We start from the raw sequence: 12,224 nt of genomic DNA, 5'->3' as shown, positions 1-12,224 counted from the left end.
AACTGTTTTTTTTAAAACTGATAGGGTGCTATTTTAAATGAGATTGGGATAAAATGTTTGGCTAATTCTTGTGATTGTTTCAGTCACTTCTCTATTAAATCGACCAATCTTCTACTGCCCAGCGATGCGCGAGGGCGTGCGCATGTAGCGCCTCATCAGGCGACACGCAAATAGCAACATCCGCCCATTCAAGCAGTGGAATATCATTTTTGGAATCTGAATAGGCATAGGTTTTATCGTAATGACTGCCAGCAGCCTTTTGCTTATTTAACCATTTATCCAAATGATAAATTTTACCTTCTTTAAAGTTTGGCTTATCCGTTAATTTACCGGTATAACGCTCGTTTTGTATCTCAAGTGGCGTCGATAGTACGTTGCTATCTTCGATACCGAAACGTTTGGCAATGGCTGACACCACAAAATCATTGGTGGCAGAAATAATGACCACATCGTGACCTTGCTCGATATGCTGACACAGTACTTCCATCGCTTTTGGGCGAATATGCGGCTCAATTTCGCTTTTAATATAGTCTTCGCGAAGCTCATGTAGTCTAGTCATCGGCAAACTACTTAAAAACTGAGCCACAAATTCATTATATTCCGTAGCATCAAGCGTACCTTCGATATAATCATTATAGAACTTCTGATTGGCAGTACGATATTCCGCTTCATCGACCAAGTTGTGTTTAACAATATACTCACCCCATAAGTAGTCGCTATCGACGTCAAGTAAGGTATGGTCTAGATCAAAGAGTGCCAATTGTTTTGCCGTATGTCCTGATTGTGTGACTTGCATAGTCGAGCCTTATTACTAATAAAAGATATTGTTGAATGTTGAATGTTGAATGGGATTTTATAGAAAACCTGCTATTACCCTAAGATTCCCCCGGTAATATTTCGTGAATGCGAGTGTCTACCCAACAAAATTGTGCTAAATTATTTACTTTACTGCCCTTTTAGCTTGCTGAATAATAACAATAGAGACTCCTATGAAAGCGCCTAACGATAAGACTGTATTGCTAAATAGACCGCGTCGCCCTGCTCGCTCCATCAGAGAGATTAGGCGGCGACAGTTAGGTAAAAGCCATCAGTCTCCTTTAGAACGTCTGTTTTATGCATTACTTACCGCCCTAATGTATGGCTTTGGCGGCTTGCTTATTGATCTTGCTATCGTCGTGATTCGCTCAATTGCTGGTATGGGCAATGGCGAGATATTTTGGCTCTTTACCCCGTTTATGCTGGTTTTGGGGGCGTTAACAGGTTTTATCGCTGGTAAAAGCGCTGGTGCTGAAAGTGTCAATGCTATGAATATCGATGAGACTGGCAACAACGCTTATCTTAATGACCACTCTATTCGCCATGATATCTTTCGTGGCCTGATTATCGGTATTATCATTTTTGCCATTATTTGGTTGGTTATGATGCTTATGGTATAAAAACCCACTACTACCGAAATCAATCAGGCATCGCTATCTCTGTTAAGCCAGTTTTAAATTTCTGACAACGCTCCGCATAATGCATGGCTGACAGCTTTAACATCGCTGCTTGATCGTCGGTTAAGGTTTTGACGACTTTTGCGGGCGCACCCATAACGAGCGAATTATCGGGAATCTCTTTTCCTTCAGTGACTAGGGCTTTTGCACCAATGATACAATTTTTACCAATTTTGGCGTTATTAAGCACTACAGCGCCAATCCCAATCAAGCTATTATCGCCAATCTCACAGCCGTGCAACATCGCTAAATGGCCAATAGTGACATGATTACCAATCTTTACCTCAATACCAGCATCGGTATGAATCACACTGTTTTCTTGCACGTTACTATAATTACCGATATGAATGCGCTCATTATCACCGCGAATTACCGCCCCGAACCAGACGTTGGCTTGATGACCTAAATAGACATCACCTATCACGCGTGCGGTATCTGCCACCCAGCCGTTAAAGGGTACGGCAAACTCTGGGGTTTTTTCTAAATACTGATAAATCATAATGCATCCTTAGTCATTATTTTTATAAAAAATACGTTGTAAAGCTCGATAGTCATAAAGCTTCATAAAATCTTTGTAGTATACTCTCGGCCATCAATTTTATTTAGGCGCGCCGTCATGCTCAGAAAAAAGTATCCAGCGATTATCTTGTTATCAAGTATTATTATCGCTATTCCTGCTCATGCGGGTAGTAGCTCTAGTATTGACAAGGCAGGAGATATTTTATCCTTTGTCATCCCTGCTGCTGCTTACGGTAGCACTTATTATATGGATGATAAAGAGGGCCGAGAGCAATTTTATTATTCATTTGCGACCAATGTTGCTGCGACTTATGCCTTAAAAACAGTGATTGATAAAGAAAGACCCGATGGTAGCGATAATGACTCCTTTCCCTCAGGTCATACCTCAAGAGCGTTTCAAGGTGCTAGCTTTATCCATAAACGTTATGGCTTAGAATATGGCATTCCTGCTTATATTGGCGCAGGATTTGTGGCTTATAGCCGCGTTGAGGCCGATGAACATGATGTGGCTGATGTATTGGCAGGGGCCGCGTTAGGGGTTGTCATTAGCATGTATCTAACCAAAAGCTATTATGATGATCAATTGCACATCGCCACCAACTTATCGCCAGATTACTATGGTTTATCGGTGCATTATAATTTTTAATAGCGCTTATTTATCCCATTTGAAAGCACTAAATACAGACATTAGAAATAACAGAAGAGATAAGATGCTAGCCCTTAACGCAAAACTCTAGTATAATGCGCAAAATCTGTGCCAAAGCGAGCGGACATGATGCAAGTTACTCATTCACCCTTAGTGAATCCTGTACCTTTTCATCTATGATGTCTTCTCGCTTTTTTGTGGAAAAAATTTGGCTTTAGGGCTTTTTTTATGTGTATTTAGCAGAAGTTAGATAAACATAAAAGGCCGTTTTAGCACAAAACTCTCACCATAAAATATCACGGCACTCACCCATAACAGCGGAGGCAACCCTTGAATTCATCGGCAGAAATACAAGCAATTTTGGCACTAGCAGACGGTACGATTTTTCGCGGTGTGAGTATCGGCAGTCTCGGTCATCGTGTCGGTGAGGTGGTTTTTAATACAGCCATGACAGGGTATCAAGAAATCCTAACTGACCCAAGTTACGCGCGCCAGCTGGTCACCCTCACTTATCCGCACATTGGCAATACTGGCACCAACGCTGAAGATGTCGAGTCGGGCAACGGCCATCAAGTTTGGGCTGAAGGCCTTATTATTCGTGACGCGACGATGGTCACTTCAAACTTCCGTAATTCAGAGTCATTGACGGATTATTTACAAAGCCATGATACGGTCGCTATTGCTGATATTGATACGCGCCAACTGACTCGACTGTTACGTGATAAAGGTGCGCAAAACGGCTGTATTTTTACCGCTTCCAACGGCGCAACGATTAGCAAAGACGACGAAGCCCAAGCCATTAAACTGGCGCAAGAGTTTGCCGGAATCGAAGGCATGGACTTGGCAAAAGAATGCTGTACGCCGACGACGTTTGAGTGGACTGCCGGTAGCTGGGATTTGTCAGACACCCTACTCAACCGTGATGTGGTGGGAAGCCATGACAGCGGGACGGGCGGCTTCTTTAAGCAGCTTGGCACCCATGTTGATGCAAAATATAATGTCGTCGCCTATGACTTCGGGACTAAAACCAACATTTTGCGCATGCTCGTTGATCGTGGCTGTCACGTGACGGTTGTCCCCGCACAAACGCCCATCGCAGACGTACTGGCTATGAATCCAGACGGTATTTTCTTATCAAATGGCCCTGGCGATCCTGCAGCTTGTGATTATGCCATCGATGCAGTACGCCATATCATTGAAGAAACGGACGTTCCAACCTTTGGTATCTGCTTAGGTCATCAGCTGATTGGTCTTGCCAGCGGTGCCAACACCATTAAAATGAAAACTGGTCATCATGGTGCTAACCACCCTGTCCAAGATTTAGCCACTGGTACGGTTATGATTACCAGTCAAAATCATGGTTTTGCGGTTGACGAAGACACGTTGCCTGATAATGTTAAATCGACGCATCGCTCATTATTTGATGGTACTAACCAAGGGATTGAGCTGACCAATAAGCCAGTCTTTAGCTTCCAAGGTCACCCAGAAGCCAGCCCGGGCCCGCATGACTGTGCACCATTATTTGATAAGTTTGCTGAGATGATGGAAAAGGCTAAAGCCTAAAATAGATATTCTTTTACAGCTTAGATCATGCTTGATGATTTAAGCTGACCCACGCAAAACACAATAGTATTTTTTTAAATACTGTTTTATCCAAATATAATCAATTAAAACATCATATAACGAAGGTAGCCCTAACTATGCCAAAACGTACCGACATAAAAAGCATTCTTATCATTGGCGCAGGCCCTATCGTCATTGGTCAAGCCTGTGAGTTTGACTACTCAGGCGCACAAGCGTGTAAAGCGCTAAAAGAAGAAGGCTACCGCGTCATCTTGGTCAACTCAAACCCGGCAACCATCATGACCGACCCTGTCATGGCTGACGCGACGTACATCGAGCCGATTACGTGGCAAACGGTTGAGCAAATCATTGCCAAAGAACGTCCCGATGCGATCTTGCCAACGATGGGCGGCCAGACAGCGCTAAACTGTGCGCTAGATTTGGACAAACACGGCGTATTAACTAAATATAGCTGCGAGTTAATCGGCGCGACCAAAGACTCAATAGAGATGGCTGAAGACCGTAACTTGTTTGATAAAGCCATGAAGCGCATCGGCCTTGAATGCCCGCGTGCAGAAACGGCTGAGACCATGGAAGAAGCCTTTGCCACTCAAGAAAAAATGGGCTATCCGTGTATCATTCGTCCGTCATTTACTATGGGTGGCTCAGGCGGCGGTATTGCGTACAATCGTGACGAATTTATCGAGATTTGTGAGCGCGGTTTTGATTTATCACCAAACCATCAACTGCTCATCGATGAGTCGTTAATCGGCTGGAAAGAGTACGAGATGGAAGTGGTTCGTGACGAAAATGACAACTGCATCATCATTTGTGCGATTGAAAATTTTGACCCAATGGGTGTTCACACCGGCGACTCAATTACGGTTGCCCCAGCGCAGACTTTGACCGACAAAGAATATCAAATCATGCGTAACGCCTCACTCGCTGTACTGCGTGAGATTGGTGTTGAAACAGGCGGCTCAAACGTGCAGTTTGGTATTAATCCAGATACGGGTCGTATGGTTGTTATTGAGATGAACCCGCGCGTGTCACGCTCATCAGCACTGGCATCAAAAGCCACAGGTTTCCCAATTGCGAAAATTGCTGCAAAACTGGCGATTGGTTATACCCTAGATGAATTGCAAAATGACATCACTGGTGGCAAAACGCCAGCCAGCTTTGAGCCTGCACTTGATTATGTCGTGACCAAGATTCCACGTTTTAACTTCGAAAAATTCCCCCAAGCCGATAACATCCTATCAACGCAGATGAAATCAGTCGGTGAAGTGATGGCGATTGGCCGAAACTTCCAAGAATCGATGCAAAAAGCACTTCGTGGAATGGAAACAGGCGCTGACGGTTTTGATGAGCAAATCGACTTAGCAAAAGTAAGCATCGAAAAAGCGCGTAGTGAAATTACCAATCGCTTAACTATCCCGACTCCAGATCGTATCTACTACGTGGCAGATGCATTCCGCGCAGGTATGAGTGTCGATGACGTCTTTAACTTTACCAAAATCGACCCATGGTTCTTGGTGCAAATCGAAGACATCGTCAAGACCGAAGCCCTAGTAAAAGCATTAGGCTTTGGCGGGTTGAACGAAACCAATCTGCGTCGCTTTAAACGCAAAGGCTTATCAGACTTGCGATTGGCAAAACTGCTTGGCGTCTCACAAAAGCAATTGCGCAAAAAACGTTGGGATTTGGGTGTTTATCCCGTTTATAAACGTGTCGATACCTGCGCGGCAGAATTTGCCACTAGTACCGCTTATATGTACTCAACCTACGATAGCGAATGCGAAGCCAATCCAACCGATAACAAGAAAATCATGGTGATCGGCGGCGGGCCAAACCGTATCGGCCAAGGTATTGAGTTCGATTATTGCTGTGTTCACGCGGCCCTTGCGATGCGTGAAGACGGCTATGAAACCATCATGGTCAACTGTAACCCTGAAACGGTTTCAACCGATTATGACACCTCAGACCGTCTCTACTTTGAGCCAATCACCTTAGAGGACGTATTAGAAATCGTCCGCATCGAAAACCCTGATGGCGTGATTGTACAATTTGGGGGTCAAACGCCACTGAAATTGGCACGCGCATTAGAATCAGCTGGCGTTAAAATTATTGGTACCAGCCCTGATGCGATCGACCGTGCAGAAGACCGCGAACGCTTCCAGCATATGATTCAGCAACTCAACCTAGTTCAGCCATCAAATGCTCTAGCAACCAGTTTAGAAGATGGTTTGGTCAAAGCAAAAGACGTTGGCTATCCATTGGTAGTACGCCCATCTTATGTTCTTGGTGGTCGCGCGATGGAAATCGTCTATAACGAAGATGAGCTCAAACATTACTTACGTACAGCAGTGCAAGCATCAAACGAAGCGCCAGTACTGTTAGATCGCTTCTTAGACGACGCCATCGAAGTCGATGTTGATTGTGTTTGTGACGGTACTGATGTGGTCATTGGCGGCATCATGCAGCATATCGAACAAGCAGGCGTTCATTCAGGCGACTCAGCCTGTTCATTGCCGCCTTACTCATTATCTGACGAGCTTTGCGATAAAATGCGCGCACAAACCGTCGCTATGGCAAAAGAGCTCGGCGTGGTTGGTTTAATGAACGTCCAGTTTGCGGTAAAAGGTGAAACGGTCTATATTTTAGAGGTCAATCCACGTGCAGCGAGAACCGTACCTTTTGTGTCAAAATGCATTGGTACCTCACTAGCACAAGTAGCCGCGCGTTGTATGGCTGGCACGTCACTAAAAGACCAAGGCTTTACCACTGAAATCGTTCCGTCATTTTTTGCGGTCAAAGAAGCGGTATTCCCATTTGCTAAATTCCCCGGTGTTGACCCCATCTTAAGCCCTGAGATGAAATCAACTGGTGAAGTCATGGGCGTTGGTAAAACCTTTGGCGAAGCATTCTACAAGGCGGTTATTGGTAGTAATGAGCGCTTACCAGGACTGCCAACTGAAGGCGAAACCAAAACCGTCTTTATCTCCGTTCGTGATAGCGATAAAGAACAAGTCGCCCCTATTGCGCGCCAACTGATCGACTTTGGCTTTAACATTGTCGCCACTACGGGAACACAAAAAGTACTGGCGGAAAATGGTATTGAATGTAAGCAAATTAATAAAGTCACCGAAGGTCGCCCGCACATTGTTGATGCCTTGAAAAATGGTAAAATCGATATGATTATCAACACTACCGAAGGCAAACAGGCACAAGAGGATTCATTCTCTATCCGCCGAAGTGCGCTTCAAGGCAAAGTGTTTTATGTGACTACTTTAGGCGCGGCAGATGCGGTTTGTAAATCTTATACAATTGACTTACCGTTTGAGGTTTATAAACTTCAAGATTTGCACGAACAAGCAAAGACTATCGCTTAGCACTATTGACTTGGCTGTATAATTTCAGTAGATTAAGCATAATGGTAACGCCTATTTAAAAGCGGCTGCCAAACTTATTACTGGTTTTTACACGACCGTAGTACTTAAAAAAATATAGTGGTTTAAAAAATAAAGTTTTTAAAAGATAGACCTAAAAAGCATAGTGGCTGAACTGCGACTATGCTTTTTATTACGTAAGGTTAAGGCATCTTTTTGGTCAGTGTATCCGTGCTGATAGTTAATAGCTAAGTGTACATTTACTTACGACGCAGCCTCAACCTCACTCTTTTTATATTACATACTCATTGCAACAACACTGACACCATCTCATCATGAAATGGTGCCCGTGTTATTGGTTTAAGGAAAAAACATGCAACGTTATCCCATGACCCCACAAGGTCACGCCGCTTTAGAGGCTGAACTCAAACAGTTAAAAAGTGTCGACCGTCCCCGTATCACTGCTGCTATCGCTGAAGCTCGCGAACACGGTGACCTAAAAGAAAACGCTGAATACCATGCCGCTCGTGAGCAGCAAGGATTTTGTGAAGCGCGTATTCGTGACATCGAAGCCAAGCTTGGCGCTGCACAAGTCATTGACCCTACTACACTACCAAATGATGGTCGCGTGGTATTCGGTGTAAGCGTCGTGATTGAAAATATGGACACCGAAGAAGAAAAGCAGTATAAAATCGTTGGTGATGATGAAGCGGATTTTAAGGCTGGCAAAATCTCAGTCAACTCACCGATTGCTCGTGGCCTCATCGGTAAATCTGAAGGCGACGAAGCACGTATCGAAACGCCAAAAGGTGTGGTCGAATATGAAATTATGAAAGTCATTTACGACTAATTATCGTGATTTTTAATGACTTTTAATAAAACACCTTTAATAACCATCATTATTTATAACAAGTAAGCTGTTAATCTGCTTACGCCTAAAGCACAGACAGAATGATGAGAAAAGAAAGCTGCACAAGAAACTGTTATTTATAGCAGGTAGTTACACAATGCTGCTTTTCACCTCAATTCGTTTTAGCGCATAATCTTTGCATAGAGAGTGCAGAGCAATGAGCTTAATATTCATTGTTTATCGTCTAACTAAAAATAATGATGGAAAGATGGCAAATCTGCGCTATCAACCTTTATTTACCCTCGTTATTTGACCTGTTCTGTAGTGTCATTTAACGGGGGTTTTGTTTATCCAACGATTTTTTATTTTTGCTTGACTGACTGTATTTAAAGGAAATTATTATGACTACAAATATCACTAATACATCAATGACTAAAAAAACGGCCACTTTTACGGCAGTATCAGCACTTTTGGCTGGTAGTGTATTGGTTATGTCTTCAGCCATTGCTGCCCCTGAAGTAACGGTCGTACCCTCTGTTAGCAGCAGTACTACAGTAGTTGAAAACTATTCTGATGGTAAGACAGCAGTGATCACTGCTACGCCTAACGGTATTACTATGCAAGATGGTATGCCGTTTTACGCCACACAAGTGACCAATGTTCCGCGCTATGTCGTTAACCAAGGCAGTGCGACCGTGACCAGTGTTCCTGTGACTAGTCAAACAACCAATCAAAGCAGCCGTGTCGATGTTATTACCGTACCGACCAGCACCGTTACTCAAGTACTTCCTGTCACACCAACAACCCAGTTGCCTGTGCTCAATACGCCAGTGACGACACAGGTCATTGCCAATCAACCAGTGACCAACCAAGTGATGACTGTTACCTCTGTAGATGCGTTGCAACTTAATCCAACTTTTAGCACCCCTGATGTGGTCAATGCCAAAACCAAGGTAATGAAAATCCTTAAAAATAGTGATGGACGTGAAGTGGCGGTGCCAGCCAATCATATCGCACCCGGTGACGTGATTGAATATCATACCACTTACACCAATACCACTACCCAGCCTGTCAACAATATCAATGCGATGGTTTCTCTGCCAAGTGGCGTGAGACTGGTGTCATTAAACAGCCCTTTGCCGACGCTTGCGACCACAGGTGGTGACACCTATCAAACCATTCAGCAAGTGGGTAATACCGTTGTCGTCAAAGAAAATTATTCGGGCCTGAAATGGAATTTAGTTGATCTAAGTCCAAATGCCGCTCAGACTGTGGTTATACGTGCGAAGGTTCAATAAAAATTACGCCGTATAGAAACAGCTTCTATTAAATAATTACTATAAAGCCCGGCGAATGCTGGGCTTTATCTATTTTGAAGAAAAGTGAATGACGGAGCATTTCCGATAGTCATTTTTTATCACCAAGCGACACTACTTGTCGTCTTGTTTATCTCATTATCCCACCTTTACAATGATTTAACCTTAATTTTGCTAAAATAAATGTCAATAAGTGTTTTGGTAAACAGTGCTCATGGCCACCATCAATTATGAACGACTGCAAGGTAAGCTTAACATTTTAGCGGACGCTGCTAAGTATGATGTTTCTTGTTCCTCTTCCGCTGGTACGCGCAAAAACCAAGGCGGCGGACTCGGTGATGCTTCCGCAACGGGTATTTGCCACAGCTATACCGAAGATGGCCGCTGCGTCAGCCTCCTTAAAATTCTACTAACCAATCATTGCATTTATGACTGTGCTTATTGTACTTCGCGTAAAAGTAATGACACGCCGCGCGCGGCTTTTAGTGTCGAGGAAGTGGTTGATTTGACTATGCAGTTTTATCGCCGTAATTATATCGAAGGGTTATTTCTCAGCTCAGGTATTTTTAAAAGTGGCGACTATACGATGGAGCGACTGGTCGAGGTCGCCAAGATACTACGTACTCGTGAACGATTTAACGGTTATATCCATCTAAAAACCATTCCTGGTTCATCAAAAGAATTGTTATTAGAAGCAGGGCTTTATGCCGACCGGCTTAGCGTTAATATTGAAATTCCGACCAAGTCTGGTCTGGCACTGCTTGCTCCAGAGAAGTCACATGATGAATTAAAAGCACCGATGGAAACCGTTAAAACTGAAATTATTACCATTAAAGAGAGCCGTAAGACCCATAAAAAAGCGCCCAAATTTGTGCCAGCAGGCCAGACTAGCCAGATGATTGTTGGCGCTAGTAATGAGACCGACTTGCAAGTGATTCAGCTATCGAGCCATTTTTATCAGCAATATGATTTAAAACGTGTTTATTACTCAGGTTACGTGCCGATGTTGTCCGATAGTCGCCTGCCAGCGATTGGGACGCCAGTGCCGATGATACGTGAAAATCGCCTCTATCAAGCCGATTGGCTGATGCGCTTTTATGGATTTGGCGCCCACGAAATTGTTGAGCCCGACTCGCCGTTTTTAGATTTGGATTGCGACCCAAAACTGGCTTGGGCCATCCGTCATCGTGAGCATTTCCCTGTTAATATTCAAACCGCCACTTACGAGATGATTGTCCGAATTCCCGGCATCGGCACCAAAACAGCTAAGAAGATAATGAAGGCGCGCAAGTTTAACCAATTGACGCTTTATCATCTGAAAAAAATGGGTGCAGCAGTCAACCGCGCCAAATACTTTATCGCGACTACCGGTAAAAATGAACATCTTGCTCATTTAACGCGTGATAACTTCCGCCAATATGTACTGGCGCAAACGCAGACCAAATATAAAGACCAACGTAACGGACAATTGGCACTGTTTTAATGAATATGGTGTTAATTGCTACTACTTTAAATAGGAACATAAATGTCGCACCTTATGCAAAGGCATGACTATATTGTCGGTCAATTAACGCCCAGTATTGTGCTTTATGAGCCAAGTTTTGAAGGTTGGCTGAGCGCAGTTTTCTACATTTATGCTCATAAATTACAAGACGATAAATCCTTACAGCTGATCGCTCAAGATTGTTATGTGCCGTCATTAATCTCTCAAGCGGTAAGCGTTGCGACCGACGAAGAAAACGCCGAACGCGTATTGATAAAACTTAATCAGTTATTGGGTCGTTCGGGAATGCGCAACATCCTTTGGGGATTTTTGTCCGAAAAAGACCATATCGGCACCACTTTATTTCAGGTAGTCAAATATGCAATCGACTACCCTAACCGCGCTATCATGGAGGACTTGGGCAACCTAAACGTTTTAGAGTTGGTACAGACCGTCAAGTCTGTCAGCCGAGAAAAACACCGTATGGAAGCGTTTGTGCGCTTTGAGCATACCATTGATGATATTTATTTCGCTCGTGTTGAGCCTGATTTTAATGTGCTGCCACTGATTGGTGAGCATTTTCGTCAGCGTTATCAAGATCAACACTGGGCAATTTATGATGTCGCTCGCGGCTATGGCATTTATTATGACAAAAGTAAAAGTACCTCCAAGCGCCCTGCTGACCTACAAACCATCACCGACTTAGACGATGCAGTGCTACGAAATCCTGCCAGTATTCATAGCGAAGACGAGCAGCGCTATCAAAAGTTTTGGCAAGGCTACTTTACCAACGTCAATATCAAGGAGCGTAAAAACTCACGGCTGCATAAGCAATATCTGCCGCAGCGTTATTGGAAATACTTAAGTGAAAAGCAGGTTCTACCAAATGCTGAGCATCTACAAAAACGTCGCTAAGTCTACGAATCAAGGTTGAGTTTTGAGCGCTTTTAACTGACAATAGCAAC

At 43.8% G+C, this 12,224-nt stretch carries 10 protein-coding genes; 8 read left to right on the top strand and 2 right to left on the bottom strand.

The annotated features are described in order from the left end of the window. Window positions 1–94: 94 nt before the first annotated feature. Complete coding sequence (locus B4K26_RS02095) at window positions 95–796, bottom strand: HAD family hydrolase (RefSeq protein WP_296243234.1); 702 nt, start codon at window positions 794–796, stop codon at window positions 95–97. Window positions 797–989: 193 nt separating this feature from the next. Here B4K26_RS02095 and B4K26_RS02090 point away from each other — a divergent pair, with 193 nt between their 5' ends. Continuing rightward, entirely contained in the window at window positions 990–1,436 is a 447-nt protein-coding gene (locus B4K26_RS02090) for a hypothetical protein (RefSeq protein ID WP_296243233.1), read from the top strand. Between the two features lie 19 nt (window positions 1,437–1,455). Here the strand turns inward: B4K26_RS02090 and B4K26_RS02085 are convergent, their stop codons facing one another. Beyond that, window positions 1,456–1,992 carry a gamma carbonic anhydrase family protein gene (locus B4K26_RS02085; protein ID WP_296243232.1) on the bottom strand — a complete coding sequence of 179 codons (537 nt, stop codon included), beginning with the start codon at window positions 1,990–1,992 and terminating at the stop codon, window positions 1,456–1,458. Between the two features lie 117 nt (window positions 1,993–2,109). Here B4K26_RS02085 and B4K26_RS02080 point away from each other — a divergent pair, with 117 nt between their 5' ends. From B4K26_RS02080 to B4K26_RS02050, 7 genes are all read left to right on the top strand, one after another. Then, entirely contained in the window at window positions 2,110–2,658 is a 549-nt protein-coding gene (locus tag B4K26_RS02080) for a phosphatase PAP2 family protein (RefSeq protein ID WP_296243231.1), read from the top strand. Window positions 2,659–2,988: 330 nt separating this feature from the next. After that, entirely contained in the window at window positions 2,989–4,221 is a 1,233-nt protein-coding gene (gene carA, locus B4K26_RS02075) for a glutamine-hydrolyzing carbamoyl-phosphate synthase small subunit (RefSeq protein WP_296243230.1), read from the top strand. A gap of 137 nt (window positions 4,222–4,358) precedes the next feature. Continuing rightward, a complete protein-coding gene (gene carB, locus B4K26_RS02070; RefSeq protein ID WP_296243229.1) occupies window positions 4,359–7,613 on the top strand; it encodes a carbamoyl-phosphate synthase large subunit in 3,255 nt (1,084 codons plus the stop codon). A gap of 370 nt (window positions 7,614–7,983) precedes the next feature. Continuing rightward, the gene (gene greA, locus B4K26_RS02065; protein WP_296243228.1) at window positions 7,984–8,460 is read left to right on the top strand and encodes a transcription elongation factor GreA; all 477 of its coding nucleotides are present in this window, start codon (window positions 7,984–7,986) and stop codon (window positions 8,458–8,460) included. Between the two features lie 401 nt (window positions 8,461–8,861). Beyond that, on the top strand, window positions 8,862–9,758 hold the full coding sequence (locus B4K26_RS02060; RefSeq protein WP_296243227.1) for a hypothetical protein: 897 nt from the start codon (window positions 8,862–8,864) through the stop codon (window positions 9,756–9,758). A gap of 232 nt (window positions 9,759–9,990) precedes the next feature. Continuing rightward, window positions 9,991–11,259 carry a putative DNA modification/repair radical SAM protein gene (locus tag B4K26_RS02055; protein ID WP_296243226.1) on the top strand — a complete coding sequence of 423 codons (1,269 nt, stop codon included), beginning with the start codon at window positions 9,991–9,993 and terminating at the stop codon, window positions 11,257–11,259. Window positions 11,260–11,301: 42 nt separating this feature from the next. Next, window positions 11,302–12,174 carry a TIGR03915 family putative DNA repair protein gene (locus B4K26_RS02050; protein WP_296243225.1) on the top strand — a complete coding sequence of 291 codons (873 nt, stop codon included), beginning with the start codon at window positions 11,302–11,304 and terminating at the stop codon, window positions 12,172–12,174. Window positions 12,175–12,224 lie beyond the last annotated feature (50 nt).

Source organism: Psychrobacter sp. UBA6766 (genome assembly GCF_002453355.1).
Lineage (GTDB): Bacteria > Pseudomonadota > Gammaproteobacteria > Pseudomonadales > Moraxellaceae > Psychrobacter.
Note: the sequence above shows the minus strand (reverse complement) of the source record. Positions and strands in the feature narration are given on the sequence as shown.

What these genes read in the sequence shown, in the direction of transcription:
- B4K26_RS02095 (WP_296243234.1), bottom strand. Translation starts at nt 796, where the DNA reads ATGCAAGTCACACAATCAGGACATACGGCAAAACAATTGGCACTCTTT.
- B4K26_RS02090 (WP_296243233.1), top strand. Translation starts at nt 990, where the DNA reads ATGAAAGCGCCTAACGATAAGACTGTATTGCTAAATAGACCGCGTCGC.
- B4K26_RS02085 (WP_296243232.1), bottom strand. Translation starts at nt 1,992, where the DNA reads ATGATTTATCAGTATTTAGAAAAAACCCCAGAGTTTGCCGTACCCTTT.
- B4K26_RS02080 (WP_296243231.1), top strand. Translation starts at nt 2,110, where the DNA reads ATGCTCAGAAAAAAGTATCCAGCGATTATCTTGTTATCAAGTATTATT.
- carB (WP_296243229.1), top strand. Translation starts at nt 4,359, where the DNA reads ATGCCAAAACGTACCGACATAAAAAGCATTCTTATCATTGGCGCAGGC.
- greA (WP_296243228.1), top strand. Translation starts at nt 7,984, where the DNA reads ATGCAACGTTATCCCATGACCCCACAAGGTCACGCCGCTTTAGAGGCT.
- B4K26_RS02060 (WP_296243227.1), top strand. Translation starts at nt 8,862, where the DNA reads ATGACTACAAATATCACTAATACATCAATGACTAAAAAAACGGCCACT.
- B4K26_RS02055 (WP_296243226.1), top strand. Translation starts at nt 9,991, where the DNA reads ATGGCCACCATCAATTATGAACGACTGCAAGGTAAGCTTAACATTTTA.
- B4K26_RS02050 (WP_296243225.1), top strand. Translation starts at nt 11,302, where the DNA reads ATGTCGCACCTTATGCAAAGGCATGACTATATTGTCGGTCAATTAACG.